Below are 25,120 nucleotides of genomic sequence, written 5' to 3'. Positions count from 1 at the left end.
TCTAGCGCATCAGCGCCTCGGCGAGCAGGGAGACCTGGTCGTGGTCAGGGGAAGCCGGGTAGAAAATGACGTCGGTCGCGCCGGCCGCACGAAGGCCTGCCAAGTGGTCGCGTAGTGCCGCTGGAGTCGTCAGGGTATCGGCTCGCGCGAACTCGAAGTACGCATCGCCGTAGTAGTGACGGATGTACTCGTCGGCGACCGCGTCAGCCTCGAGCCCGAGAGCGAAATACCGCCCGGTGACGATGCGAGGCTCTCCACTTCGACTGGCGTCTTTCCAAGCCGTCCGTACGGCGCTCGCACCTTGCTCGAGTGTCGCCGTACCGAACAGCGGAGCCACCCAACCTTGCCCGTGAACGGCGGCGCGACGGTAGGCGGCTGGAACCAATCCGCCGAACAGAAGCTCGGGACGGCCGTCGGGGAGATGGGAGATGCCATCAAGCTTCCCCGCCCACACCTGCCGCCAGGTCTCCAACGAGGTTTCCCACAGCTCGCCGAATCCATGCTGCGCGGCTCCACTGGCCGTGAAGTCGTCCGGCCAACCACCCAGACCGACACCGGCGGTGAGCCTGCCGCCGGACAGTTGATCGACTGACGCGAGCTGTTTGGCAAGCAGTACGGCGTTGCTCCGCCAGCCGATGTCGAGCACGGTCGTGAGGAGCTCCACCCGCGAAGTCCGCGCCGCCGCAGCAGCCAACGCGGTCAACGGCTCCAGGTTGTCGTAGACCAACCGGTCGATCACGCCGACCGCATCGAACCCTGCGTCTTCGGCCGCAGCGGCCCACTCGCCCAATCGCCGCGCATCCACCCCAGGCACCGCCGCCGGCAGCCCGATCCCAACCCTCATGATCCATTCCTCTCATCGCTCTAAGAGCGACGGTAGGCATCACCCCCACCCGATTTCTTGAACAGATCGGACGTCCTCAGACGCGCCGGCCAGCTAGCCGCGACCAGGTTGGGGACTTCTACTGCCCAACGAGGGAGGGCAAACCTCCCCAGATCGGATTGCGGAGCAGGAGGTTAGACGACGAGGTCGGCCGGGACGATGCGCACCGGGAACGGCAGTTCGGCCTCGAATGCTTCCTTGCCTACGACAACTGCCCGCTCGACGTACGTGTCGCCCTCGAGCTCAAGCACGGTGAGCTCTTCTCTGGCCGGGTCGAAGATCCAGTACGACGCGACGCCGGCCTGCTCGTACAAGCGCCGCTCGAGGACCCGGTCCGCCAGGCTAGTCGACTGCGACAGCACCTCGACCGCCAGCAGCAATGGCTTCACAATCGTCTTGCGCCCGACGTCCTCCCGTCGGCAGGCGAGCACATCGGGCTGCACGGACCGTGTCGGCGTCGGCTGGTAGTCCATCGGTGCGACCAACACCTTCAGGTCGCCGGGGCAGCAATGCCGAAGCACATAGGTGAGCTCTACCACCGCGGTCTGATGGATTGCCAACGGCGAGGGCGTCACCAGCAGCACCCCGTCGACCACCTCGTAGCGCTTGCCGTCGTCGGGAAGCGTTTCGAGATCGGCCGGCGTCAAATGACCCGGCTCAAGTGTTTCCACGTACTCCATGCGTGGTGCCTCCTTCTCGGTCACACAACCAGCATGGCGGGACGTGGTGGGTGGTTGGTGCCGTTTTGGGGATCTGCCCTGGGATGCCCCGGTTGTACGCGTCATTTGGTGAGGGCTGCTGGGCTGAGGGACACGGGGAACGGGCAGGTGGTGGCGAAGGTTTCCTCGGATTGGATGACTGCTTGGCAGGCGTAGGTGGTGTCTGTCAGTTCGAGGATGGTTAGTTCTTGGTTGGTGGGGTCTAGGAGCCAGTAGGACGGGACTCCGTAACGTTCGTAGAGGGCTCGTTTGAGGACTACGTCGGTGGTTCGGGCGGTGGGGGACAGGACCTCGACTGCCAGGAGCGGCGGCTGGGTGACGGGTGCGTCGCGGTGGCAGACCAGGACGTCCGGGCGGAGGGTGGTGTGGGGTGTAGGGCGGAAGGCGATCGAGCCCACGGCGACCAGGAGGTCGGGTGGGCAGGCGTGCTTCAGTAGAACCATGAGCGCGAGGACGGCCGCGTGGTGGGCGGGTGGTTGGGGGCCGGTGATGAGCAGGCGGCCGTCGACGATCTCGTACCGGCGGCCGTCCCGCGTGGCTTCTGCTGTACGCACCACCCCAGCTTGACGCAGACCGCCGTACCCCCGCCGAAGTTATCCACAGCCTGGCCGCCCCGACTCACACCTCCAACACAAGAGCGGATATCCCCTGGTGTTGGGGGTTCTCCCCTCGTACACCAGGGGAGAACCCCCAAGACCAGGGGATATCCCGTCGCGTGGGCGGGTGGGGCCGTAGGGCGTAGAACGCGCGTGGGTCAGCTGGGCGGGGCGGTCAGCGGGTTCTGGAGGGTGCCGACGAACTGCAGTGAGCCGGCGACGTCGGTCAGGTCGACCATCTGCCGGTTGTTGCGAAGCTGGAGGCGGTTCAGGCAGGAGAGCGCGAACTCCGGCGCGAAGATGTCGTACTTCGCGAACGCTTCCGCCAGCTCCGGCGTCGCCGCCTGGTAGTCGCGGATGGACGACGCCACCACCGACCAGAACTCGGACGGTGTCAGCAGGCCCTCCCGATCCAGCAGCGGGGACAGGAACCGGAAGATGCAGTCGAAGATGTCGGTGAAGATCGACAGCAGCTTCTCGTCGTCCGGTACGTCGGCCCGCACCCGCTCCGCCTCGGCCGGCACGGGCGTCGACGGACTCAGGACGGCGATCTCCTCGGCGATGTCCTTCATGATCACCCGGATCGGAATGGCGTCCCGCAGTACGAGGATCAGGTTCTCGCCGTGCGGCACGAACACCAGCTCGTACGCGTAGAAGCTGTGCAGCAACGGGATCAGATAGGCATCGACGTACGCGCGCAGCCAGTCCGCCGGCGCCAGGCCGGATGCCCGGACCAGTGCCGCGGCCACCGATGCGCCGTGCCGGTCGACGTGCAGCAGCGACGCCATCGTCGCCAACCGCTCACCGGGCTCCAGCGACGGCACCGGGCTCTCCCGCCAGAGCGCCGACAACATCTTCCGGTACGGCGAGGTCTTGTCGGTCGCGTTCTCGTAGTACCGGTTGTGGTACCCGGCCGCCGCGATCTCCCGCAGCACGCTGAAGCTGTAGCGCTTGAAAACAGGATCATTCGAGACCACCGAGTGCACCCAGTCGTTGATCGCCGGCGTCGCGGCCATGTACGACGGCGACAGCCCGCGCATGAACCCCATGTTGAGCACCGACAACGCCGTCTTCACGTAGCACCGGGACGGCTCGGACCGGTTGAAGAACGTCCGGATCGACTGCTGCGGCTGATAAACGTCGTCCGTCGACCCGAGATGAACGATGTGCCGCAACGCAATGTCGGCGGCGAAGGTGATCGAGGTCTTGTTGTCCCATTGCCACGGATGCACCGGCATATACATGTACTCCGCCGGGTCGGCGACCGCCGCGAACCGGGAGAACACCTCGTCGCCCAACTCCGACCGCAGCACCGAGTCGAACGTCGTCGAAGAACTGCAAGAAACCGTCGTCCGGTCCCGTCGGGTCGCGATCCAGGTCAGCTGCACGCCCGCACCGGTCTCCGGCGCATAGGCCAGATAGTCCGTGAGCCCGAACCCGAGCCGCCCGTTGTTCGCGACGAAACACGGATGCCCCTCGGTCATCCCGGCCTCGATGGTCTGGAAGTCCGCGGTGACCAGGTCCGCCGCCGTCAGGTCCGGTTTCGACAGCTTGTATGCCGCCGACGCCAGCGTGCTGCTGATCTCCTCCAGGTACACCGGCAGCATCTCGCGCCCGATCCCGAGCTGCTCGTGGAACTCGGTGATGAACTCCAAAGCGTCGACCGGCGAGCCGTCATCCCGCACGACCTGTGCGATATCCCAATGATTCAACGGATACTGCCGCGCCGCGAAGCGATACCGGCCGACGGCGTACTCATTGCCGACAGCAACCGGTTCGAGAATGCGCTCGTGGGTGAACTCCGCCAGCGCCTTCCGGACCAGTGCCTGGTTGACCGTTGCCCAAGGATTCATCGAGACCTCCGAAGGAAATCCCGTCCCTCGGGGCGGGGAGGAGTGCAGATCGCCGCGCAGCGGCAGAACTGTCGGTGCATGGTGATTGGATTCCTTTCGTGAGCCGCTTCCGCTTTGCCCCGACCCCGGAGCAGGAAACGGCGTTGCTGGACCAGTGCGCACATGCCCGCTACGTCTGGAACCTCGCCCTTGAACAGTGGTCGATGTGGTCGGTGGGCCGGCGTAGCTGCCCGCCCCGATTCGTGGAGCAGGCTCGGCAACTGACCGAAGCCCGGGCCGATAACGATTGGCTGCGGACCGGGTCGCAGACGGTGCAGCAGCAGGCGTTGCGAGATTTCGACCAGGCCGTCACGAACTTCTTCGGTGGTACCCACCAGCGGCCGACGTGGCGCAAGGCCGGCATCCACGAAGGGTTCCGGATCGTCGGCTCGCAGGCCCAGCGGGTGGAGAAGGTGAACCGCAAGTGGGCGCGGGTTCTGGTGCCGAAGGTCGGTTGGGTCAAGTTCCGGCTGTCCAAGCCACTGGCCGACGCCAAGTCGTACCGGGTGACCCGTGATCGCTCCGGCCGCTGGCACATCGCCTTCGCCGTGATCCCCGACCCGATTCCCGGACCGGGTACCGGTGAGGTCGTCGGTATCGACCGTGGCGTGACCGTGTCGGCCGCGCTGTCCACCGGCGAGCTGTTGAACGTGCCGACGCTGACTGTTGGCGAGAAGACCCGTCTGCGGAAGCTGCAACAGCGTCTCGCCCGCGCGCAGAAGGGCAGCAATCGGCGAGGCATGACGAAGGCCGCGATTGCCCGGCTCAAGGCGCGTGAGACGGACCGGCGCAAGGATTGGGTTGAGCAGATCAGTACTGACCTGGCGCGGCGGTTCGACGTCATCTGTGTCGAGGACCTGAACATCCGGAACATGACCAAGTCGGCGCGCGGCACCGCCAACGCTCCCGGGAAGCGGGTACGGCAGAAGTCCGGGCTCAACCGGGGCATCCTCGCCAACGGCTGGGGCGCGCTGGTCGAGCGACTGGAGCAGAAGGCCGTCGGGCGGGTCGAGAGGATCAACCCGGCCTATACATCGCAGACGTGTTCGCACTGCGGGACCAGGGACCGGGAGGCGCGCGAGAGCCAAGCCGCCTTCCGTTGCCGGTCGTGCGGCTACACCGCGAACGCTGATGTGAACGCTGCTGTCAACATCGCGGCCGGACGGGCCGTGATCGCGCGGGGAGCGACTGCGGCACGGGTTGCTGAGAACCGTGAACCTCAACTCGCTACCTCCGCGTAGTGGTGTTGGATTCCCCGCCGTTCACGGCAGGGAGGACGTCAACAGCCCGCCTCGTTCATTCGCAAAGGCGTCGGCGTACTGGTCGCGCGTGCAGAAGCTCAACCACGCCTGCTTGTCGGGAAGCCGTACGACGCTGTGCTTGCGGAACCCCATCCGCGCGTTCAGCGCCTGGATCTTCACGTTCCGTACGTCGGGTTCGACCACCACTCGGTCGACCAGCGGATCGCTGAACAGGCTGTCCATGATCGTCTCGAACACCGCCCCGGTGAACCCGGGAATCGGCACCACAGGCGGCGCCACCAGCACGTGCATGCCGATGTCGCCAGGCGCCACGTCGTACGTCCGGCCCACAACGTCCCCGGACGGTTCGTAGCGCTCCATCAGGAACGCCGGCCGCCCGTCGTGCTCGCCGAGGAACGCCTGGTGGTGCGCGCTCTCCGCGATCCGGAGGTACTCCGCGTGCACGTCGGCGACAGACGCGGTCAGCAGGCCCCAGTACCGTGCGTACGGCTGGGTGACCCAGCTGTGCAGCGTGGTCACGTCCTCGGCGAGGTCGAACGGCCGGAGGCTGAAGGTGCCGAGGCCGGCGACGAAGCGCCGGTACGTCGGCTCGGGCAGTGCTCTGGTCATGGCGGGTGCTCCCAGGCTGGGCGGGCGTGTTAGCTAAGGCTTACCTTACCTGCACCGATCCAACCATCCCAGGGCGGACCCGTGAAGTAGCCCGCGCGGCGGATGTGCCGAACCGCACATCCTGCCTACGTTGGTGACATGTTGATCGCCGAGGACCTGTTGCTGCTGCTGTACGACGACGAGACCGGTAAGCCCGTCGCCGGGTCGCCAGGCCTGGATTACGCGCTGGCCGGCGCGGTGCTGATCGAGCTGACGCTGAACCGGAAGCTCGACATCACCATCGACGGCAAGACCGGCCGTCTGCAGGTGCTGGATGGTGCACCGACCGGCGACTCGATCCTGGATGAGCGCCTCGCGTACGTGGTCAACAAGCCTGGGAAGAAGCCGAAGGACCAGATCGGTGCGCTCTCGAAGCGGCTGCGCAACCAGCTGCTGGCGCGGCTCGCGGAGCGGGGTGTGCTGGAGGAGGATCAGGGCAGGGTGCTCGGACTGTTCCCGGTGACCCGCTGGCCTGCCAAGGACGCGCGCCACGAGCAGGACGTGCGCGCCAGGCTGGAGAGCGTGCTGAAGGTCGGTACGGCGCCGGACGAGCGCACCGCTGCGTTGATCGCCCTCCTCAGCGCGCTGAACGTCGTACCGAAGGTCATCACGGACGCTGTCGACAAGAAGGCGCTGAAGCAGCGGGCGAAGGAGATCGCCGACTCCGACTGGGCAGCCGCCGCAGTGAAGAAGGCAGTCACCGAGATGCAGGCGGCCGTCACAGCGGCCATCGTGGTGGCGTCCACCGCAGGAGCGTCAGCCAGCAGCTAGCCGGGCCTTGATGTCCGGCTTCACGACCTTGCCGACCTTGGAGCGTGGCAGGTCGGGCCAGACGAGCACTTCCTTCGGCGCCTTCACGCTGCCGATGCGTGCCTTCGCGAACGCCTTCAGCTCGTCCGGCTCGACCACGCTGCCCGGCTGGAGCTGTACGACGGCCACGACCCGCTCGCCCCACTTCTCGTCCGGCAGACCGATCACTGCGCAGTCCTGTACGTCGGCGTGCGCCATCAGCGCCTGCTCGACCTCGGTGGAGTACACGTTGAAGCCGCCCGTGATGATCATGTCCTTCGCCCGGTCGACGATGTAGAGGTAGTTGTCGTCGTCCAGGTAGCCGATGTCGCCGGTGTGGTGCCAGCCGTACGCCGAAGCCGCTGCGGTGGCCTCGGCGTTCTTGTAGTAGCCCTGCATCACCAGCGACCCGCGCACCACGATCTCGCCGCGCTCACCGTGCGGGAGCAGCGTGCCGTCGGCTCCCATGATCGCCACCGTGACCAGCGGGGACGGCCGTCCCGCGGATGACAGCCGTCCCCGGGCGATGTTGCCGTCGGCATCGAAGTGTGCGGCGGGCGGCAACATCGAGATCATCATCGGCGCCTCGGTCTGCCCGAACAGCTGGGCCATCACCGGACCGATCCGCTGCAACGCCTCCTCGAGCCGGGCGACCGACATCGGCGCAGCGCCGTACCAGAAGCACCGCAGTGACGACAGGTCCGTGGAGTCGAGCTCCGGCGCTGCCAGCACCATGTAGATGAGCGTCGGCGGCAAGAACGTGTGGGTCACGCCGTGGCGCGGTATCAACTCCAGGAACGCATGGACGTCGGGAGCTCGCATGATCACGATCTCGCCGCCGGACGCGAGCACCGGGAAGCACAGCACACCTGCTGCGTGGGTCAGCGGTGCCAGCGCCAGGTAGACCGGTCGCTCGCCGAACGGGTACCCGATCAGCGTGAGTGCGGTCATCGTCTCCAGGTTGCTGTTGCCGAGCATGACTCCCTTCGGGCGCCCGGTCGTGCCGCCGGTCCCGACGATCATCGCCAGATCGTCCGGGTCGGTCAGATCGGGTGCCGGCTGGGACGCGCCCCCGCAGAACGCGTCCCAGCCGACAGTGCTCCGGCCGCTGGGGTGGGGGGTCGGGCCGGAGCTGGAGGGCTCCCCGTCGAGACACACGAACGTGTGCACCTTCGGCAGTGAGTCCCGAATGCGGTCCACCAGCGGCGCGAAGGCCGCCTGGTAGATCAGTACTTCGCAGTCGAACTGGTCGAGCAGTTCACGGTTCTCGGCGGCCTCGTTGCGCGGGTTGATCGGGCACCAGACCGCACCGGCCCGGCTGATCCCGAACACGCAACTAAAGGCCACCGGGTCGTTCGCGGACAGGATCGCCACCTTGCCGCCCGGCCGTACGCCGGTCGCCGCCAGCGCGCCCGCGATCCGGTACGAGAGCTGCTGTACGTCGGCGTACGTCAGCGTCTCGCCGTCCGTGGTCAGGCAGGAGGCGTCCGGCGCCAGCGATGCGCCCTTGTCCAGGTAGTCGACCAGCCGCACGGCAACTCCTCTAGCGCTGCACCGTCAACTGCGGCTCGGACACCAGCCCGAAGCTCCGCAGTACGCCGAGCAGCTCACGGTGACCGAATGCCTGGCAGCCACTCGCGAAACCGACCCGCTTCGGCGGTGTCTGCAACAGTGAGTACGCCGCGTACGCCTGGAGCAGACCGGTCTGCTGGTAGTTGCTGTTGCCGTGGATGACACAGTGCGCCCGTCCGAGCGGTCCGGACGCGTGCACCGAGTCCAGCGTCTTGTTGACGCGCGGGTTCTCCCGGGGCGGCATCTCGTTCATCACCTGACGAGCCGTCTCGGTCAATGCGGTGTTGCGGTCCTCGGGCGACATGTCCTTCGTGGCTTCCAGTGCCGCGGCAACGATCTGCGGGACCCCGTTCATCAGCGCGGCGTTGAACACGCCGCCCTGTGCCTTGCAGTTCGCCACCCGTGGATCGCGCTTGAACCACACCGGGTGCGACATACCGCCCCAGGGCAGTGACAGTGCGAGCTCGTGCTGGCCGGGAACCACCAACGGCACCAGGCCCTGCTGGGAGAACTCGGCGTACTGGTTGTTCTCCAGGTAGTGCGCCTTCGACGTCGCAGCGTTCACCAGAATCGTGCGGGTCGAGGCGATGGTCGGACTGCCGCCCCAGAACACGGCGACGTCCAGGGTGTCCAGACCGGGCTGCTCGAGACACAGCTGCGCGGCGATCTCGCTGGTGGTGTACATCTGCGCGATACCCGGGGCCAGCACCAGGTTGGCCTCAGCGAACTGCGGACCGTACTTCTCGTCGCAGGTCATCAGCCAGTCCTGCTCACCGGTCGTGTCGGTGTAGTGCACACCTGCTGCGAGTGCCGCTTCCACAGCCGCCGGACCGAGCTCACTGAACGGTCCGACCGTGTTCAGTACGACGGAAGCGCCCTTGAACAGATCGGTGAGTGCGGCGACGTCATGGTCGACTGCTGCGACCTCGTAGTCGGCTGTCTCGATGCCAGGGACATGAGAGTCCATAGAGGCCTTGAGCTTCGCCTCGTCACGTCCGGCTGCCACAAAGGGGACGTGGTACTGGCGCAGGTACTCGCAGACCAGGCGGCCGGTGTACCCGGAGGCGCCGTAGACAACAACAGGCTTCGCCATCACATCCCCATTCCGCCGTCGACCGGCAGACCGATGCCGGTGATGAACCGGGACTCGTCGGACGCGAGGAAGACGACCGCGTCGGCCATGTCCGCGACCTCGCCGAGCCGGCCGGCCGGTGTCAGGCCGATCACCGCGGCGACCGCGGCGTCGGGCGACTCGAACAGTCCGAGCTGGGCCACGTCGTTCGCCAGGCCGGCGCCCATCGCGGTCGGGACCAGGCCCGGGTAGATGCAGTTGACGCGGACGCCGTACCCGAGCTTGCCGGACTCCATCGCGGCGACCCGGGTCAGCCGGTCGACCGCGGACTTGGTCGCCGAGTACACCGCGATGCCGGGGAACGCGATGGTGGCGGCGACCGACGCGACGTTGATGATCGCGCCGCCCTGGCCGGCCAGGCCCTCGGGGCGCATCGTCCGCAGGCCCCACTTGATGCCGAGCGTGGTGCCGAGGACGTTGACCTCGAGCATCTTGCGGATCTGGTCCGCGGTGACCTCGGTGAGCAGGCTGGTGATCTCGATTCCCGCGTTGTTCACCAGGATGTCGAGGCCGCCGAGGATGTCGTTCGCGGCGACCACCGCGTTCTCCCAGTCGCCGTCGTCGGTGATGTCGTGGGCCACGAAGCCGTTGCCCGCGCCGTACTCCTGGTCGAGCGCGTCGGCGACCGCTTCGCCCAAGTCCTTCTGGATATCGCTGATCACGACCTTGGCGCCGGCTGCCGCGAGGGCTTTCGCCATCCCCTCGCCGAGTCCCTGCGCGCCGCCCGTGACCAGGGCCTTGCGGCCGGAGAGATCGAGTGAACCCATCTGAAGCTCCTTCTGCTCGCTGGGGTGTTTCACACTCTGGCCAGGCTTTTGACAGTCGTCAAGACTTTGTTTGACACTTGTCAAGAAATCTCCCCGCTCCGGGACGCGCCTGGCCCGGGGCGGGGTACTCTGGCGCATCGGGCCCGCCGGGCCCGAGCAGTCCCGAGCACGAGAGTGGGTGATTGCCGTGGCGTCCGCTGCTGAGGAGCGGCCTGCCCGTGTCTCCGGGATCGACAAGATCGAACGCCGCCGGGTCGCGCTGGCGGAGTCCGCGCTGAAGACGCTGGGTGAGCTCGGGTACGCCCGCACCAGCCTGCGCGAGATCGCGAACAACTCCGAGTTCACGCACGGCGTCGTGCACTACTACTTCCGCGACAAGATCGACCTGATCAGCTACTGCGTGCGCTACTACAAGACCAAGTGCGCCCGGCGGTACGACGAGGTCGTCGAGACCGCGACGTCCGCGGACGAGCTCGCGACCGGCTTCCTGGGCAAGATGACCCAGACGCTGGTCGAGGAGACCCCGATGCACAAGCTCTGGTACGACCTGCGGGCGCAGAGCATGTTCGAGGAGCAGCTCCGCCCGGACGTCGAGGCGATCGACCAGCTGCTCGAAGAGATGATCTGGCGGATCCTGACCCGGTACGCCGATCTCACCGGCACCACACCGACCGTCGACGCGCCGACGGCGTACGCGCTGGTCGACGGCCTGTTCGAGCAGGCCGTGGTCGGCTACGCCGCGAACCCGGAGAAGGTCCCGGACCTGCTGACCGGCCGCATCATGCAGGTCCTGCCGAAGCTGGTCGCGGCGTAGCCACGGCTGTTACTCGGCTCCGCAATTCGCTTTGCAGAGCTTGTCGGTGAGCGTGAGGATCGCGCCCGGTGCTTCGGTGTCGGACTCGATCGAGAACTCGACGTTCCAGTCGCCGAACGTCGTCTGCGCGGACGCCTTGCCTGACTGCTGCTTGAGCCAATCGGTGATCTGACCGCGCGGGTTCACGTGCGCCAGCTCCAGCGCCTCCGGTGCGAACTCGGTCAGCCGTGTCGCCGACTCGGTCGCCGGGCCGGCCGCCTGCAGCGAGATCACGGGTGGGCGCGGATGCGTGCCGATCAGCACCTGGATCGACCGCAGGCCGCTGCTGCAGGTGTCGTACGCCTCGTCGGTGCTGCACTTGTACTGCTTGCCCGTGAACGCTGCGACGACCTGTGCCGTCGTCAGGTCCGGCAGCGTCTCCTCAGGTCCTGCCGAGCTGTTGCTCGTGGCCGGCGTACCAGATGTGCTCGTGCTCGCAGGCGCGCTCGGGGTTCCGTCCGACTCCGGCTTGTCGCCGGAGCAGGACGTGGTCCCTACGACGAGTGCGGCGCAGACCAGGACGGCAGCGCCGTACCGGGGGTTCAGACCGGCACCTCGATCGCCGCGTCGAGGGCGATCGTGATCATCTCGGAGAACGTCGTCTGACGCTCCTCCGCGGACGTCACCTCGTGCGTGATCAGGTGGTCCGAAACGGTCATGATGCCCAGCGCGCGACGACCGAACTTCGCCGCCAGCGTGTAGAGCGCCGCGGCCTCCATCTCGATGCCGAGTACGCCGTACTCCGCGGTCCGCGAGACGAGGTCCGGGCGGTCGTTGTAGAAGAGGTCGCCGGAGAACACCTGGCCGACGTGCACGTTCAGCCCGGCTGCCTCGGCGGCGTCCACTGCCGCGCGGAGCAGCTTGTAGTCGGCGGTCGGCGCGTAGTCGATGCCGTGGAAGCGCAGCCGGTTCATCTGCGAGTCGGTGCTCGCGGACATCGCGATGATCACGTCGCGGACCCGGACCGCCTCGGTGAGCGCGCCACAGGTGCCGACGCGGATCAGCGTCTGTACGTCGTACTCCTCGAACAGCTCGTTCGCGTAGATGGACGCGGACGCCTGGCCCATGCCGGAGCCCTGCACGGAGATGCGCTCACCCTTGTAGGTGCCGGTGAACCCGAACATGTTGCGGATCTCGGTGTAGCAGATCACGTCCGACAGGTAGGTCTCCGCGATCCACTTGGCCCGCAGCGGGTCGCCCGGAAACAGCACCCGCGGTGCGATCTGCCCCTTCTCGGCGGCGATGTGAATACTCATGCGGGGATGCTCTCACGGGCGCGGGATATGTTGAGGCATGTGGCCTACTCCATCGCACCTGGTTCGCTAGCCCTGTCCCGGTCCGTACTGGACCGCGCCGCCGACCGCCGCCGTGACGACGACTGGCTGGAGAAGGCCTGGGCCGCGCCCGAAACGCAGGTCGTGGTCGTGGCCGGCGACAAGATCCAGGTGGTCGACGACCGCTCCGCGCTGCGGTTCCTGCGGCCGTCCGAGGCGCCCGAAGGCCTCCGGATCTTCCTCGGCATCGACCGCGAGTCCGGGGCCGGGATGACCGCGGAAGGCCGTGCGGTGTTCGGCGTACTGGTCAGTGGTGACGGCGACGAGTCGTACGGCGGTCTGCGCGAGCTCGGCGCCGTACTGGACGACCGTGAGGCCGGCATCGCGGTGCACCTGATCGGGCTGTCCAACTGGCATGCCGTCTACACGCACTGCGGGAACTGCGGCGAGCACACCGAGGTAGCGGAGGCCGGACACGTACGGCGGTGCCCCAACTGCGGGCTGTCCCACTTCCCGCGGAGCGACCCGGCGATCATCGTGCTGGTCACCGACGACCAGGACCGCGCACTGCTCGGCCGCAACGAGGCCTGGCCCGCGGGCCGGTACTCCACGCTGGCCGGCTTCGTAGAGCCCGGTGAGTCACTGGAGGCCGCCGTACGGCGTGAGGTGCTCGAGGAGACCGGTGTGATCGTCGGGCAGGAGGTCGAGTACGCGGCCAGCCAGCCGTGGCCGCTGCCCGCGAGCCTGATGCTCGGGTTCTACGCGAAGGCGACGAACTTCGACATCGACGTGGACCAGGACGAGATCGCCGAGGCGAAATGGTTCACCCGGGAGGACCTGCGCGTGCTGATCGAAGCCGGCACGATGGCCCTCCCGGGCGCTATCTCGATCTCTCGCCGCCTGATCGAAGGCTGGTACGGCGAGAGCCTCAGCGGGAGCTGGTGACTAGGTCCTGTCTGGCAATCCATCGCCTACTGCGGGGCACTCGGCACGGCACCTCGCCGCACCGAGCACCTCCTCGCTACGGCGCTGGATTACCAGACAGGACCTACCGGCCCACGTCGGACCGGGCCGCGGCGACCACGATGAGTGTGCCTTCCCAGCGCTCGATGGAGCCGTCGGCCTGGAGTTCCCGGACCTTCTTGGCGACCGCGCTCACGTAGGCGCTGTGACTGGGCCAGTCTGCCTCCGCGTCCGGCAGTACGTCGGTCAACGTGCAGCCGTACGTCAAGAAGCGGTTCTGGACATGGCTGTCGATGTTCCCGGTCCAGACTGTCGACCGGACGTCGGACTGCGGACACGGGTCGACCGGTGGCGTGTAGGACGCCAGGTTGGTCGGGTTGATGTAGCCGTCCGGACGCAGGAGCGTGTAGTAGGTGCCGTCCGGCGTCTGAGTGAGCCGGTTGAGCCCGCGGTCGCGAAGTACGGTCGTCTGGCCGCTCAGGATGTCCAGCACGAACAGTCGTCCACCTGTCACGCCGTACAGGTAGCCGTCACGCCACGACAGTGCGCCGTCCTGCGAGCCGGTGAATCCGCTGAACACGGGCAGCAGGCGCTGCACCTCACCGGTGGACGGGTTGACGGCGAAGACAATGCCGTCGGCGAGGCCCCAGATGTTGCCGTCCGGTCCGGTGATCAGCTCGTTGATGCTGGCCGCACCGGGCACCGGAACGATGTCGGTGAGGACCTCTCCCGTTGACGGGTTCACCTTGACCAGGTGCGCCTCGCTGGCCCTCGGCTCGGTGCCTTGACCGCCCTCGATGCTGGAGCCGACCCAGACGTCAGCACCGGAGGGGACGATCGAGGAGATCGTCTGGTCGGTCACTAGGTTGCGGTAGACCGTGTGGCTGCCAGTCGGTACGTCGTACACGGTCAGAGCGCCGCCGTACTCGCCGTACGCCGGTGTGGTGCCGACGTACACCCGGTTGCCGGCGGGGACCACCGCGACGGGCCTGTTCTGGTGATCGCTGTCGACGAGGCTGAACAGTTCCCTCGGGTTGGTCGGGCTGTCCGGTGCGGTCGGGTCCCAGAGCGAGAGGCGGCCGTACGGGTAGATGCCGACATACATCTTGCCGGTGCCGTCCCAGGCCCAGCCCTCGACCTGTCCCTGCCGGGTGGTGACTGTCGACTTGCCGGTCGCCGGGTCGTAGATGGAGGTGGCGCCGTTCAGGTAGACGTTGACGAACACCTTGCCGGTGGTGGGGTCGGCCAGCGTGTGCATGAGCGGCGACGGCACGTACTGGAACGGTGAGCTCCACTGTGCGAGCGTCCCGTCCGCCGGGTTGTAGCGGAAGGTCCCACCGGAGTAGTTACCGGCCAGGCCGTACAGCACCGGTACGCCGTTCTCAGTCACCCAGCCGTAGCCGATGGACGCGCCACGGGTCAGTGTGCGCGGCGGTGAGACCGGACCGACCGTGTTGGTGTCCAGGTCGTAGTGCGTGAGGGACAGGGTGTTGTTGGTGAAGTACACGCCACCTGGTCCGGCTGCGGAGACACCACGGGCGGCGATCGGGTAGTCCATCACCTGCTGACCAGTCGTCGCGTCGGTGTACTTGACCTGCTCGCCGGTCACCGCGTCGACCACCACCAGGCGGCTGCTGGCGTTCGCGAACACCTTGCCGCCGGCGTAGTCCAGGTCGATGAAGTCCTTTGCCGTCGTACCCGGGGGAGTGATGTCCTCGACCGCCTTGGTGTCCACGTCGATGCGGAGCAGTCTGGCGTTCGGTGTGGAGACGCCGACGAACAGCTTGTTGTGGTCGGGGTCGTAGACCGTGGACCGCGCGTACTGCTGCACCGGGTCGAGTGACCCGTAGTCGGTGACCTCTCCGGTCGTCGCGTCGTACTTGAACGCGTGGGCGTTCGGGTACGTCCCGGCGTACACATTGCCGGCCTGGTCGGACGTGAGGCCGTAGATCTGGGACTGACCGGGGATGGGCTGCCCCAGGTCGGTCACCTCACCCGTGGCCGGGCTGTAGCGGTAGAGGTGCGCGTTGGCGTAGGTGCCGAGGTAGACGTCACCGTTCGGCGTCACGACGATCGCCCAGCCGCCGGCGGCCCCGGGCAGCGGCACGGTGCGGATCAGCTGGCGGCTGTGCAGGTCGACGACGTTGAGCCGCGCGTTCTCACCCGCGGGTACGGCGTACACGACATCGCGGCCGTCGGGCGTGTGGCCGATCGCGCCTTCCATGATCGTGAGCGAGCTGACCGGCGAGCCGAGGTCCTTGATGACGTCGGCCGACGGTGCGATCGGCCGCGTCGGGGTGCCGAGCGGCCAGTTCTCCGACGGGAACGGATCCGGCAGGTCACCCGGCGGGGCCGCCGTCGCGTGCAGGCTGCCCGTGGCGAGCAGGCCGAGCACTGCGGCGAAGGTCATCAAGGCGCGGCGGAATGGACGGCGCGAGAACATGGGCGGACTCCCTGCGACGGCGTTCATCGCAAGGTATAACGGTCATGACCGTAATGTCCATAACTCAGGCAATATGACCTGAGTCAAGGTGTGAGAGGGCGTCTGAGAACCCTGCGCCTACTGCGCGGCACTCGGCGGGCACCTCGCCGCACTGGAGGAAAGGCCACGATGAACCACATCGAGGCCTTCCCTCCAGCACGCCGAGGCACTCCGCCGAGCACCTGCTCGCGACGGCGCAGGGTCCTCAGACGCCCTCTACGCGACGAGTTTCTCCGCGACCTGGGCCAGCGACGGGTTGGTCATCGCGGTCCCGTCCGGGAAGACCACGGTCGGCACCGTCTGGTTCCCGTTGTTGACCTTCTCGACGATCTTCGCGGCCTCCGGGACCTGCTCGATGTCGATCTCGGTGAACTCGATACCGGCTCGCTTCAGCTGGCCCTTCAGGCGGTGGCAGTAGCCGCACCAAGGCGTTGAGTACATCGTGAATGCCGACATCGGCGGACTCCTTGTGGAGTGGGGAGGGGTTTTGTCGGGCCGCCCGTCTAGGGTTGCCTTCGACGTATCCGAACCATGATGCAGGTGGTGCTGTTCCCGCATGTCCCAGCCCGTGAGCGACTTCACACGATCTGCATCCGCCGATGAGCTCCTGGAGGCCCTCGACCCGGAGCAGCGGGCAGTCGCGACCACGTTGCACGGCGCCGTCGCGGTGATGGCCGGCGCGGGGACCGGGAAGACGCGGGCGATCACCCACCGGATCGCGTACGGCGTGCGCACCGGGACGTTCGACCCGGTCCGGGTGCTCGCGGTGACGTTCACCCAGCGGGCCGCGGGGGAGATGCGCGGCCGGCTCGCACAGCTCGGCGTCCAGGGTGTGCAGGCCCGCACGTTCCACTCCGCCGCGCTCCGGCAGGCCCGGTTCTTCTGGCCGAAGGTGTACGGCGGGGAGCTGCCGCCGATCGCGGACCGCAAGTTCCCGCTGCTGACCGAGGCCGCGTCCCGGTGTCGCGTCCGGGTGGACACGCCCGCGCTGCGCGACCTGGCCGGTGAGGTCGAGTGGGCCAAGGTGAGCAACGTCCGGCCGGACGACTACGCGCGGCTCGCGCCCAAGTCGGCGCGGGCGCTGGCGGCCTTCGACCCGGCGACGATCGCCCGGATCTTCGCGGCGTACGAGGATGTGAAGCTGGAACGCGGGCGGATCGACCTGGAGGACGTGCTGCTCTGTACGGTCGCGCTGCTCGCGGAGGACGAGCGGGTGGCGGCGGAGATCCGGCGGCAGTACCGGACGTTCGTTGTGGACGAGTACCAGGACGTCTCACCGGTGCAGCAGACTCTGCTCGACCTGTGGCTGGGCGGCCGCGAGGACGTCTGCGTGGTCGGCGACCCGGCGCAGACGATCTACTCGTGGGCCGGCGCCGACCCGGAGAACCTGGTGCGGTTCGCGTCCCGGCATCCGTCGGCGACCGTGATCAAGCTGGTCCGCGACTACCGGTCGACACCGCAGATCGTCGACGTGGCGAACAAGATCCTGGACGCGGCTGGTCCGACCGGGCTGCCCGGGCGGGTCACGCTGCGGTCGCAGAAGGAGGCCGGTCCGGTTCCGGTCTACCGCGAGTACTCCGACGAGGTCGCGGAGGCGGACGCGGTGGCGCGGGCCGTCGTACGGCTCAAGGACGAGGGCGTGGCGCTGCGGGACATCGCCGTACTGTTCCGGACCAATGCGCAGTCGGAGAACTTCGAGCAGGCGCTGGCCGAGCGGAAGATCCCGACCGTGCTGAAGGGTGCGGAGCGGTTCTTCGAGCGCGCGGAGATCCGGCAGGCCGCCGTACTGCTGCGTGGGCAGGCCAAGGCCGGTCAAGCCGGGGACGACCTGGTCACTACGGTGACCGGAGTGCTGGGCGGTGCCGGCTGGACGCAGGAGCCGCCGACCGGGACCGGTGCGGTGCGAGACCGGTGGGAGTCGCTGAGCGCGCTGGTGACGATGACGTCTGACTTCGCGGCGGAGCATCCGGAGGCCCGGCTCCCGGAGCTGATGACGGAGCTGGACCGGCGAGCGACGATCCAGCACGCGCCGCTGGCTGAGGGGGTCACGCTGGCGACGCTGCACGCGGCCAAGGGCCTGGAGTGGGAGTCGGTCTTCATCGTCGGGGCGCACGAGGGGACGCTGCCGATCAGCTACGCCCAGACGCCGACGCAGGTGGAGGAGGAGCGGCGGCTGTTCTATGTCGGCGTGACGCGGGCCAAGCAGCAGCTGTTCGTCAGTTGGTCCACCTCGCGCTCGCCGGGCGGCCGCGGTACGCGGGGGCCGACCCGCTTCCTGGACCCGATCGGCGTCCGTACGGCGCGCTCCGAGTGGACGCCGTCGTCGTCCGTCGGCTGGGAGCGCCCCTCCCGCTCTGAGCGCTCTGAGAAGTCCGGCCGGCCGATCCCCAAGTGCCGGGTCTGCGGCCGCGGCCTGACCGACCCGGGCGCCCGCAAGCTCGGCCGCTGCGAGGACTGCCCGTCCTCGATCGACCAGAAGCTGTACGACGCGTTGATCGAGTGGCGCACCGAGCAGGCGGAGTCCGAGAAGATGCCGGCCTTCGTGATCCTCACCGACGCGACCCTCACCGCGATCGCCGAGACCAAGCCCGGCGACGCCCAGGCGCTCCGGCAGATCCCGGGCATCGGTCATACCAAGCTGACCAAGTACGGCGAGCACATCCTCAACCTCTGCACGCGCTGACCGCTGCCCTTCAGAGGATGTCTGAGAACCCTCTCGGGCAAACCTGTTGCCAGGCACGAGATCCGCGGCGCATCCTGGAGGACGTGCCGTGTTCTGCTCCTGGCAGACGTGGCAGTTAGGTGACAGAGGCAACGATCCCGGAGCGTGCGGATGGCGTCCCGGAGCGTGCCGGAACCCTGTTACGGCAGCCAGATCCGGTCGCCGGAGCGGCAACTTCCGGCCAACTTCGCGAACTGGCGATAAATAGTTTGCGGGCTCCGGCGCGGACGGCGTACTGTTCTTTCTGCGGTCGAAGCCTGGCCGAAAACTTCAAACCACCATAGCGATCGAGCTAACCGCCCGCTTCGCCACAACGAGAGGAGGTGCCCTGGAAATGATCACCAACACGGTCAAGAAGCCGTTCAGCGACGTAACCGCGCTGCCGTGCGCCCCGATTCAGGGTGCCTCGCCGCGCCTGCACGTCGCGACCGTTGTGCTCATGGCCTCCGGCGCTGCCCAGATCAAGGGCGGAGCTGTCGGCGATGCGAAGTACGGCGGTTCGGGTTCTCGAGCATGGAGTCCACCGGTCTGACAGACGTCAGAGCCGGCACCTCCAGGCCGCGGAACCCACCAAGGGTCCCGCGGCCCTTTTGTTTGTCCCCAAGATTTGGCGGCCGTCACCCGGCAGCCGTCACCGACGACAAGAGATCAGCAACCAAAAGTCACTGGGAGGTGACCGGAATGAGCGTGAGCTTCCTCGATGTCTTCACCGAGGTCGCAACGTCGCAGGACCTGCCCTGTCGGTCCTACGCGCCAGAACTCTTCTTCGCCGAATCGCCGGCGGACGTCGAGTACGCGAAGTCTCTCTGCACGACCTGCCCGCTACAGGCCGAGTGCCTGGCCGGAGCGCTCGAGCGTTCCGAGCCGTGGGGAGTGTGGGGTGGCCAGCTGTTCGTCCAAGGTGTGGTGGTTCCGCGCAAGCGGCCCCGTGGGCGTCCCCGCAAGAGTGACACCGTAACCGCCGCCTGAACGCCTACAACCCATCCGAATCGAGTCAACGTGACCACTCAGACTTTCACCAGGAGCACCGAAATGCATTTACTTCATGAAGATCTCGCCCGTGCTCATTGTCGTAGCTTGCTGAAGGACGCAGAGCAGAACCGGCGCTTCCGCCTCGCTCACCAGATCGAGAAGGCGCAGAAGCAGGCCGAGCGGGCAAGCCGGCGAGCTGAGAGGGCCAGCGCACGCGCGCGCCTCGCACTCGCCCGCCTCGTCTGATCCACCAGAATCACAGCCTGACCAGCTGAATCACTGAGGGGCGGCACCCAAAGGGGGTGCCGCCCCTCAGCCATGTTCGGACAGCAGTAGCTGCTGCAGACCGACCAGCGTGATGCCGCTGACGATCTCGTGGCGGGCGATCATCCCGGGTACGTCGGCGAGCGGGATCCACTCGATCCGGTCCGACTCGTTGCGCTCAGTCGGCTCACCGACCCACGTGGCGCTCGCCGCCCGGTAGACGAAGTGCCGCGAGTCCATGATCCCGGCCGCCGGCTCCGAGCGGATGAGCTCGCTCAGCCCTTCCGCCCGCCACCCGGTCTCCTCCTCGAGCTCCCGCGCCGCGGCCGCCTCCGGACTCTCACCGGCCTCGATGATCCCCATCGGGATCTCCCAGGCCCAAGTGTCGGTCAGGAACCGATGCCGCCACATCAGCAGCACGCACTCGTCCCGGGTGACGACAGCGGCGGCGATGTCCTTCAGGCGCACCGCGTGGTAGTCGAACCGCTCACCGTCGGGCTGCTCGACGTCCAAGCGCCGTACGCTCAGCCACTGGTTCCCCCAAGCCTCTTCCTCACCGTGGATCACCCAGCGCATGCTGAGGAGCATAGGGGGAGGTTCGAACGATGGAGCTGGTCGGCGTCGACGGCCGGACCATGGCGTACCGCCGAGCCGGTGCCGGGCCCGCGCTGGTGTTCCTGCACGGCGGGTGGAGCGACAGCCGGGCCTGGGGACCTCAGCTGGCCGGGCTAGCCGATCGCTTCGACGTGATCGCCTGGGACGCGCCAGGCTGCGGAGGCTCCGACGACCCTCTCGGCGAGATGACGATGGCCGACTACGCCGACGCGTTGGCGGCGCTCCTCGTCGCGCTCGGCGTCGATGGGGCCCACGTGGGCGGCCTGTCCTGGGGCGGCGGGCTCGCGCTCGCCCTCTGGGAACGCCACCCCGAGCTCGTCCGCTCGCTGATCCTGGCGGGGGCGTACGCCGGCTGGAAGGGATCCCTGCCGCCTGAGGAGGTCGACGCCAGGGTCTGGCGGGTCCGCTTGGAGGTTGCGCGGCCGCCGGAGGAGTCGCTGGACGGCTACCTGCCCAGTTTCTTCAACGGACCGGTGCCGCCGGAGAACCTGGAGCTGGTTCGGACGATGATGATCGAGGGCCGACCGACCGGGCTGCTGCCGATGCTGACCGCGTTCGCCGAGGCGGACCTGAACGCCGTGCTGCCCACGATCACCGTCCCCACGCTGCTGCTGTGGGGCGAGCACGACCAGCGCGCGCCGCTCGGGACGGTCGCGGAGGCCCTGCGATCGGCGATCCCCACCGCGGAGCTCGTCGTACTGCCCGGGGTCGGTCACGAGACCAACCTCGAGGCACCCGAAGCCTTCAACACGGAGGTGCGGCGCTTCCTGGAGACCAGTGGTGCGACACTGATGCGCGTGACAAGAGCTACCTGTGCGTTGTGTGGTCAGCAGGCGGCGTCTGAGGACGTCCTGCTGACCTGGATGACCTCGATCGAGGACGGCCGCAAACTGGTGTACTGCGACCGGTGCGCCCGCGAGAACGTCCGCAGCATCGAGGGAAAGCTCGACTCGGTCTACTGGTAGTCGTACCGGTCCGGAACGCGCATCGCAGGCCCGCCGACGTGCAGCCCGAGCGGCTCGGCGCGCCCCTTCGGCTCCTCCCAGGCCTCCTGGCGGCCGAGAACGGTCAGGTCGAGGTACCGGTAGCAGTTGTGGAAGTCCTCGATGCCGCGCCCGAAGGTCGAGTACGTGTGAAACACCTCGTCGTCGACCCGGACGAACGTGCTGATACCCGGCAGCTCCTCGCCGTTCATCTCAGCGGTCCAGGGTCCACCCGACCACGGTGTCCCCTTCTCGTTCGCCAGTTGCTCCTGCGTGCGGAAATGCAGCAGCACCGGCGCGACCCGGTCGTCGAGCGTGGCGTGGAAGTCGTAGTTGAAGTCGCTCCTGTACGACGAGTACCAGGGGAACGTCCACCCCAGCCGCTCCTTGAACGCGGCGATCTTCGCGTACGGCGCCCGCGAGACGGCGACCAGTGACGTGTTGCGCACGTACAACTGGCGGAGGTGTCCGATCTCGTCGGCGGCGGACGAACAACTCGGACACCCCTCGCCCCAGTCCGGCCCGAACATGAAGTGGTGCATCACCAACTGATCCCGCCCGCCGAACAGCTCCAGCAGCCCAACCTCACCGTCCGGACCCTCGAAGACGTACGGCTTCTCCATCCGAACCATCGGAAGCCGCCGCCGCTCAGCGTTCAAGCGGTCACGGGCCCGGGTGACCTCCTTCTCCAGCCTCAGCAGCTCCTGGCGGGCTTCGAGCCACTCCTCCGCTGACACGACCTCAGGCAGATTTCCGAACGTCGTCATCGCAGTCTCCACTCGGGTGGGCGAACTCCGACCGACGATAGTCCGGCGGATGTTCATTTTTCGTATGCATTTCGTGTCGATCGACGGATGGTCCGTCCGACGCAGTGAGTGACAAGACTCCTGCGGAAGGACCCGGATCATGACCCTCAGCCTCGTGGCGGACCCCGTGGCCACCGGGAAGCGGCAGTGGATCGCGCTGGGCGTGCTGTGCCTCGCGTCGCTGCTCGTGTCCCTGGACCTGTTCGTGATGCTGCTGGCCGTTCCGGCGGTCACTGATGCGCTCGGCGCCACCAGCAGCCAGCAGCTGTGGATCCTGGACGTCTACGGGTTCATGGTCGCCGGCCTGATGATCACGATGGGCAGCCTGGGCGACCGCCTCGGGCGCCGTCGGCTGCTGCTGATCTCCGCTGCCGTGTTCGGGGTCGCCTCGATCGTGGCGGCGTACTCGGTCAACCCCGGCATGCTCATCGGCGCCCGCGCGGTGCTGGGCATCGCCGGAGCCGCGATCGCGCCGTGCACGTTGTCGCTGATCTCCACCCTGTTCCCGAACGAGCGCCAGCGCGCCACCGCGCTCGGCGTCTGGGGCGGCTGCTTCACCGTCGGCGCGATCGTCGGCCCGATCGTCGGTGGCGTGCTGCTCAACCACTTCTGGTGGGGCTCCGCCTTCCTGATCGGCGTCCCGGCGATGGTGGTTCTGCTCGCGGTCGGGCCGTTCATCCTCCCGGAGTACCGGAACGAGAAGGCCGGGCGGATCGACGTACCGAGTGTCCTGCTGTCGCTGGCCGCGATCCTGCCGGCCATCCATGGCCTGAAGCACCTCGCCTCGCACGGCGCCGGCGCCCAGTCCATCGGAGCCCTGCTCATCGGCGGCACCTTCGGCTGGATCTTCGTTCGGCGTCAGCGGCGGCTGGACGACCCGCTGGTGGACGTGCGGCTGTTCACCCGGCGGACCTTCAGCGTGACGCTCGGCAGCATGACGGCGTACTCGATGCTGTCCGGCGGCGTGATGGTTTTCATCGCGCAGTACTTCCAGCTGGTCAAGGGGATGAGCCCGCTCGACGCCGGTCTGGCGCTGGTTCCGGGCATGATCACGTCGACGATCGGCTTCCAGCTCGCGCCGCGGCTGGCGCAGCGGATCCGCCCGGGCATCCTGATCCCGGCCGGTGTCGCGTGTGCGGTGGCCGGCATGGCGGTGGTCAGCCTGACCACCTCGACCACGGTGCTGGTGATCGCGTTCGCGGTGCAGTGCATCGGGCCGGGCGCGCTGGTCATCCTGGGGACGAACCTGGTCATCGGCTCGGTCCCGCCGGAGAAGGCCGGCTCGGCCGGTGCGCTGACCCAGACCGGCAACGAGTTCGGGTACTCGCTCGGCATCGCCGTCCTCGGCAGCGTGGTCACCGCCGTCTACCGCAGCCGTACCGACGGTCGTGGCGGCAACTCGCTGGGTGAAGCGATCAGCCAGGGCGCGCCAGCCGACGTACTCGAGCAGGCTCGCGACGCCTTCACCTCCGGACTCCACGTGGCCGCTGGGATCACCGCCGTCGCCCTGACCGCGATGGCGATCCTGCTGGCGGTCACCCTGCGCGCCCTGCCCGCGCTCAGTCGTCGCTGAAGCCGGGCAGGAGCTCCTCCAGGACCGAGCGGAATGGGGCCTCGGCCTCGAGTTGCGAGAGGACGGCCATGCCGCCGATCCAGACGCGGTGGATCAGCAGGTACGACGGCGGCATGTTGAGGCGGAGGGCGAGGGACGCGTTGGGGGACCGGAAGTCGCCGGTCCGGTTCGCCTGCGCGCGCATCCAGTCCCGGCTGAACTGGAAGTTCTCCTCCCGGGCCGGTTCCGCGAACGGCGCGAGGTAGTCCATCAGCTGATCCGGGTCGATCTCCATCCGCGGCTTGATGAAGCCCTCGGCCTTCAGCCCATCGCGGACCGCCAGGCCGTCACCCTTCAGCGAGATCCGCAGCAGCCGCCCGATCGCCGGCGGCAGGCCGTCCGGGAGCCGCGCGCAGAGGCCGAAGTCGACCACGCCGAGCCGTCCGTCCGGCAGCACCCGGAAGTTGCCCGGGTGCGGGTCGGAGTGCAGCAGACCGGCGTACTTCGGCCCGCTGAACATGAACCGGACGTACTTCAGCCCGATCGCGTCCCGCTCCTCCCGGGTGCCGTCGGTGATGTACGACGACAGCGGCCGGCCCTCGATCCACTCGGACACGATCACCGCGGGGGAGTGCTTGATGACCCGGGGAACCACGAACTCCGCGTGATCCTTGAACGCGTCGGCGTACTGCTGCTGGGCCTGCGCCTCGCGGTCGTAGTCGAGCTCCTCGCCGATCCGCTCCTGGAGCTCGGCGATGAGCGGCTTCACGTCCAGCCCGGGGATCAGGGAGCCGATCGTCCGGGCGAACCGGCCGAGCTGACGCAGATCGGCACGCAGGGCCTCCGCGGCGCCTGGGTACTGCAGCTTGACCGCGACCTCACGGCCGTCCTTCAGCCGCCCGCGATGCACCTGGCCGATTGACGCGGCGGCCGCGGGCACGTCGCCGAACTCATCGAACCGGTCCCGCCAGCGCTTGCCGAGCTCACGGCTGAGGATCGTGTCCACGGTCGAGGCCGGCATCGGCGGGGCGGAGTCCTGCAGCTTGGTCAGGGTCGCCCGGTACGGCGCCGCGAGCTCCTCCGGCATCGCGGACTCCATCAGGCTGAGCATCTGCCCGAACTTCATCGCGCCGCCCTTGAGCTCACCCAGGACGGCGAACAACTGGTCCGCCGTACGGCGCTGGAACTCGGCGTACACGGCCTCCGCGGGCGCGCCGCCGATGCGCTTGCCCAGGCCGACCGTCGCCCGCCCGGCGGCACCGAGCGGCAGGCTGGCAAGTTTCGCGGTCCGGCTCAGCGCCTTACGAGGAAGGTCCGACACGTTCCCATTCTGTCCGGTCGCCCAAGCCCCGAGCGCGGTGGGGCCTAAGTATG

Annotated in this window: 25 protein-coding genes; 10 read left to right on the top strand and 15 right to left on the bottom strand. The window is 67.8% G+C overall.

Annotated elements, in window-relative coordinates; all coding sequences use genetic code 11:
• Position 1 precedes the first annotated feature (1 nt).
• The 4 genes from ACLJOO_RS01650 to ACLJOO_RS01635 form a co-directional block, all read right to left on the bottom strand.
• On the bottom strand, positions 2-844 hold the full coding sequence (locus ACLJOO_RS01650) for an LLM class flavin-dependent oxidoreductase (protein WP_410784961.1): 843 nt from the start codon (positions 842-844) through the stop codon (positions 2-4).
• A 173-nt stretch (positions 845-1,017) separates the two neighbouring features.
• Entirely contained in the window at positions 1,018-1,563 is a 546-nt protein-coding gene (locus tag ACLJOO_RS01645) for a Uma2 family endonuclease (RefSeq protein ID WP_410784960.1), read from the bottom strand.
• A 101-nt stretch (positions 1,564-1,664) separates the two neighbouring features.
• Positions 1,665-2,156: a Uma2 family endonuclease gene (locus tag ACLJOO_RS01640; RefSeq protein ID WP_410784959.1), complete on the bottom strand. Its 492-nt coding sequence runs from the start codon at positions 2,154-2,156 to the stop codon at positions 1,665-1,667.
• Positions 2,157-2,356: 200 nt separating this feature from the next.
• Complete coding sequence (locus ACLJOO_RS01635) at positions 2,357-4,051, bottom strand: IucA/IucC family protein (protein ID WP_410784958.1); 1,695 nt, start codon at positions 4,049-4,051, stop codon at positions 2,357-2,359.
• Positions 4,052-4,149: 98 nt separating this feature from the next.
• Between ACLJOO_RS01635 and ACLJOO_RS01630 the strand changes: the two genes are divergently transcribed.
• Positions 4,150-5,331, top strand: coding sequence for an RNA-guided endonuclease InsQ/TnpB family protein (locus ACLJOO_RS01630; RefSeq protein ID WP_410784957.1), 1,182 nt, complete (start codon positions 4,150-4,152; stop codon positions 5,329-5,331).
• A gap of 21 nt (positions 5,332-5,352) precedes the next feature.
• On the opposite strand, the gene ACLJOO_RS01625 is transcribed toward ACLJOO_RS01630, so the two are convergent.
• Positions 5,353-5,961 (bottom strand): GNAT family N-acetyltransferase, encoded by a 609-nt coding sequence (locus ACLJOO_RS01625; RefSeq protein WP_410784956.1) that lies wholly within the window; start codon positions 5,959-5,961, stop codon positions 5,353-5,355.
• Positions 5,962-6,099: 138 nt separating this feature from the next.
• On the opposite strand from ACLJOO_RS01625, the gene ACLJOO_RS01620 reads away from it, so the two are divergent.
• Positions 6,100-6,771 carry a GOLPH3/VPS74 family protein gene (locus tag ACLJOO_RS01620; protein ID WP_410784955.1) on the top strand — a complete coding sequence of 224 codons (672 nt, stop codon included), beginning with the start codon at positions 6,100-6,102 and terminating at the stop codon, positions 6,769-6,771.
• Here ACLJOO_RS01620 and ACLJOO_RS01615 read toward each other — a convergent pair.
• The 3 genes from ACLJOO_RS01615 to ACLJOO_RS01605 are packed head-to-tail and all read right to left on the bottom strand — an operon-like array spanning position 6,757 to position 10,260.
• A complete protein-coding gene (locus tag ACLJOO_RS01615) occupies positions 6,757-8,322 on the bottom strand; it encodes an AMP-binding protein (protein ID WP_410784954.1) in 1,566 nt (521 codons plus the stop codon). The genes ACLJOO_RS01620 and ACLJOO_RS01615 overlap by 15 nt on opposite strands.
• A 10-nt stretch (positions 8,323-8,332) precedes the next feature.
• A complete protein-coding gene (locus ACLJOO_RS01610) occupies positions 8,333-9,454 on the bottom strand; it encodes a DUF5938 domain-containing protein (protein WP_410784953.1) in 1,122 nt (373 codons plus the stop codon).
• Entirely contained in the window at positions 9,454-10,260 is an 807-nt protein-coding gene (locus ACLJOO_RS01605) for an SDR family NAD(P)-dependent oxidoreductase (RefSeq protein ID WP_410784952.1), read from the bottom strand. Before ACLJOO_RS01605 ends, ACLJOO_RS01610 begins: the two co-directional genes overlap by 1 nt.
• Positions 10,261-10,447: 187 nt before the next feature.
• Between ACLJOO_RS01605 and ACLJOO_RS01600 the strand changes: the two genes are divergently transcribed.
• Positions 10,448-11,074 (top strand): TetR/AcrR family transcriptional regulator, encoded by a 627-nt coding sequence (locus ACLJOO_RS01600; protein ID WP_410784951.1) that lies wholly within the window; start codon positions 10,448-10,450, stop codon positions 11,072-11,074.
• A gap of 9 nt (positions 11,075-11,083) precedes the next feature.
• Here ACLJOO_RS01600 and ACLJOO_RS01595 read toward each other — a convergent pair whose 3' ends face one another.
• Together ACLJOO_RS01595 and deoD are read right to left on the bottom strand one after the other, a co-directional pair.
• On the bottom strand, positions 11,084-11,377 hold the full coding sequence (locus tag ACLJOO_RS01595; RefSeq protein ID WP_410784950.1) for a hypothetical protein: 294 nt from the start codon (positions 11,375-11,377) through the stop codon (positions 11,084-11,086).
• A 278-nt stretch (positions 11,378-11,655) separates the two neighbouring features.
• On the bottom strand, positions 11,656-12,369 hold the full coding sequence (gene deoD, locus ACLJOO_RS01590; RefSeq protein WP_410784949.1) for a purine-nucleoside phosphorylase: 714 nt from the start codon (positions 12,367-12,369) through the stop codon (positions 11,656-11,658).
• A 39-nt stretch (positions 12,370-12,408) separates the two neighbouring features.
• Between deoD and nudC the strand changes: the two genes are divergently transcribed.
• A complete protein-coding gene (nudC, locus tag ACLJOO_RS01585; protein WP_410784948.1) occupies positions 12,409-13,332 on the top strand; it encodes an NAD(+) diphosphatase in 924 nt (307 codons plus the stop codon).
• 103 nt (positions 13,333-13,435) lie between these two features.
• Here nudC and ACLJOO_RS01580 read toward each other — a convergent pair whose 3' ends face one another.
• Together ACLJOO_RS01580 and ACLJOO_RS01575 are read right to left on the bottom strand one after the other, a co-directional pair.
• Positions 13,436-15,793 carry a hypothetical protein gene (locus tag ACLJOO_RS01580; protein WP_410784947.1) on the bottom strand — a complete coding sequence of 786 codons (2,358 nt, stop codon included), beginning with the start codon at positions 15,791-15,793 and terminating at the stop codon, positions 13,436-13,438.
• Between the two features lie 255 nt (positions 15,794-16,048).
• Positions 16,049-16,288, bottom strand: a complete 240-nt coding sequence (locus ACLJOO_RS01575; RefSeq protein ID WP_131285498.1) for a mycoredoxin — start codon at positions 16,286-16,288, stop codon at positions 16,049-16,051.
• Positions 16,289-16,388: 100 nt separating this feature from the next.
• Here ACLJOO_RS01575 and ACLJOO_RS01570 point away from each other — a divergent pair, with 100 nt between their 5' ends.
• From ACLJOO_RS01570 to ACLJOO_RS01555, 4 genes are all read left to right on the top strand, one after another.
• Positions 16,389-18,515: an ATP-dependent DNA helicase UvrD2 gene (locus ACLJOO_RS01570; protein WP_410784946.1), complete on the top strand. Its 2,127-nt coding sequence runs from the start codon at positions 16,389-16,391 to the stop codon at positions 18,513-18,515.
• A gap of 373 nt (positions 18,516-18,888) precedes the next feature.
• The gene (locus tag ACLJOO_RS01565) at positions 18,889-19,086 is read left to right on the top strand and encodes a hypothetical protein (protein ID WP_410784945.1); all 198 of its coding nucleotides are present in this window, start codon (positions 18,889-18,891) and stop codon (positions 19,084-19,086) included.
• Positions 19,087-19,235: 149 nt separating this feature from the next.
• Positions 19,236-19,523, top strand: a complete 288-nt coding sequence (locus ACLJOO_RS01560; RefSeq protein ID WP_130383944.1) for a WhiB family transcriptional regulator — start codon at positions 19,236-19,238, stop codon at positions 19,521-19,523.
• 108 nt (positions 19,524-19,631) lie between these two features.
• Positions 19,632-19,772 (top strand): hypothetical protein, encoded by a 141-nt coding sequence (locus tag ACLJOO_RS01555; protein ID WP_410784944.1) that lies wholly within the window; start codon positions 19,632-19,634, stop codon positions 19,770-19,772.
• Between the two features lie 66 nt (positions 19,773-19,838).
• On the opposite strand, the gene ACLJOO_RS01550 is transcribed toward ACLJOO_RS01555, so the two are convergent.
• The gene (locus ACLJOO_RS01550; protein WP_410784943.1) at positions 19,839-20,366 is read right to left on the bottom strand and encodes an NUDIX domain-containing protein; all 528 of its coding nucleotides are present in this window, start codon (positions 20,364-20,366) and stop codon (positions 19,839-19,841) included.
• Positions 20,367-20,395: 29 nt separating this feature from the next.
• Here ACLJOO_RS01550 and ACLJOO_RS01545 point away from each other — a divergent pair, with 29 nt between their 5' ends.
• Positions 20,396-21,370, top strand: a complete 975-nt coding sequence (locus ACLJOO_RS01545; protein ID WP_410784942.1) for an alpha/beta fold hydrolase — start codon at positions 20,396-20,398, stop codon at positions 21,368-21,370.
• Here ACLJOO_RS01545 and ACLJOO_RS01540 read toward each other — a convergent pair.
• Positions 21,361-22,155 carry a DUF899 domain-containing protein gene (locus tag ACLJOO_RS01540; RefSeq protein WP_410784941.1) on the bottom strand — a complete coding sequence of 265 codons (795 nt, stop codon included), beginning with the start codon at positions 22,153-22,155 and terminating at the stop codon, positions 21,361-21,363. The two genes, ACLJOO_RS01545 and ACLJOO_RS01540, sit on opposite strands and share 10 nt — an antisense overlap.
• A gap of 139 nt (positions 22,156-22,294) precedes the next feature.
• On the opposite strand from ACLJOO_RS01540, the gene ACLJOO_RS01535 reads away from it, so the two are divergent.
• A complete protein-coding gene (locus ACLJOO_RS01535; RefSeq protein ID WP_410784940.1) occupies positions 22,295-23,767 on the top strand; it encodes an MFS transporter in 1,473 nt (490 codons plus the stop codon).
• Here ACLJOO_RS01535 and ACLJOO_RS01530 read toward each other — a convergent pair.
• Positions 23,754-25,067 carry an ABC1 kinase family protein gene (locus ACLJOO_RS01530; RefSeq protein WP_410784939.1) on the bottom strand — a complete coding sequence of 438 codons (1,314 nt, stop codon included), beginning with the start codon at positions 25,065-25,067 and terminating at the stop codon, positions 23,754-23,756. The two genes, ACLJOO_RS01535 and ACLJOO_RS01530, sit on opposite strands and share 14 nt — an antisense overlap.
• Positions 25,068-25,120: the final 53 nt, after the last annotated feature.

Source organism: Kribbella sp. C-35 (assembly GCF_046549195.1).
Classification (GTDB): Bacteria; Actinomycetota; Actinomycetes; order Propionibacteriales; family Kribbellaceae; genus Kribbella.
Note: the sequence above shows the minus strand (reverse complement) of the source record. Positions and strands in the feature narration are given on the sequence as shown.

What these genes read in the sequence shown, in the direction of transcription:
- ACLJOO_RS01650 (WP_410784961.1), bottom strand. Translation starts at nt 844, where the DNA reads ATGAGGGTTGGGATCGGGCTGCCGGCGGCGGTGCCTGGGGTGGATGCG.
- ACLJOO_RS01645 (WP_410784960.1), bottom strand. Translation starts at nt 1,563, where the DNA reads ATGGAGTACGTGGAAACACTTGAGCCGGGTCATTTGACGCCGGCCGAT.
- ACLJOO_RS01635 (WP_410784958.1), bottom strand. Translation starts at nt 4,051, where the DNA reads ATGAATCCTTGGGCAACGGTCAACCAGGCACTGGTCCGGAAGGCGCTG.
- ACLJOO_RS01625 (WP_410784956.1), bottom strand. Translation starts at nt 5,961, where the DNA reads ATGACCAGAGCACTGCCCGAGCCGACGTACCGGCGCTTCGTCGCCGGC.
- ACLJOO_RS01620 (WP_410784955.1), top strand. Translation starts at nt 6,100, where the DNA reads ATGTTGATCGCCGAGGACCTGTTGCTGCTGCTGTACGACGACGAGACC.
- ACLJOO_RS01610 (WP_410784953.1), bottom strand. Translation starts at nt 9,454, where the DNA reads ATGGCGAAGCCTGTTGTTGTCTACGGCGCCTCCGGGTACACCGGCCGC.
- ACLJOO_RS01605 (WP_410784952.1), bottom strand. Translation starts at nt 10,260, where the DNA reads ATGGGTTCACTCGATCTCTCCGGCCGCAAGGCCCTGGTCACGGGCGGC.
- deoD (WP_410784949.1), bottom strand. Translation starts at nt 12,369, where the DNA reads ATGAGTATTCACATCGCCGCCGAGAAGGGGCAGATCGCACCGCGGGTG.
- ACLJOO_RS01580 (WP_410784947.1), bottom strand. Translation starts at nt 15,793, where the DNA reads ATGTTCTCGCGCCGTCCATTCCGCCGCGCCTTGATGACCTTCGCCGCA.
- ACLJOO_RS01575 (WP_131285498.1), bottom strand. Translation starts at nt 16,288, where the DNA reads ATGTCGGCATTCACGATGTACTCAACGCCTTGGTGCGGCTACTGCCAC.
- ACLJOO_RS01570 (WP_410784946.1), top strand. Translation starts at nt 16,389, where the DNA reads ATGTCCCAGCCCGTGAGCGACTTCACACGATCTGCATCCGCCGATGAG.
- ACLJOO_RS01565 (WP_410784945.1), top strand. Translation starts at nt 18,889, where the DNA reads ATGATCACCAACACGGTCAAGAAGCCGTTCAGCGACGTAACCGCGCTG.
- ACLJOO_RS01560 (WP_130383944.1), top strand. Translation starts at nt 19,236, where the DNA reads ATGAGCGTGAGCTTCCTCGATGTCTTCACCGAGGTCGCAACGTCGCAG.
- ACLJOO_RS01550 (WP_410784943.1), bottom strand. Translation starts at nt 20,366, where the DNA reads ATGCGCTGGGTGATCCACGGTGAGGAAGAGGCTTGGGGGAACCAGTGG.
- ACLJOO_RS01545 (WP_410784942.1), top strand. Translation starts at nt 20,396, where the DNA reads ATGGAGCTGGTCGGCGTCGACGGCCGGACCATGGCGTACCGCCGAGCC.
- ACLJOO_RS01540 (WP_410784941.1), bottom strand. Translation starts at nt 22,155, where the DNA reads ATGACGACGTTCGGAAATCTGCCTGAGGTCGTGTCAGCGGAGGAGTGG.
- ACLJOO_RS01535 (WP_410784940.1), top strand. Translation starts at nt 22,295, where the DNA reads ATGACCCTCAGCCTCGTGGCGGACCCCGTGGCCACCGGGAAGCGGCAG.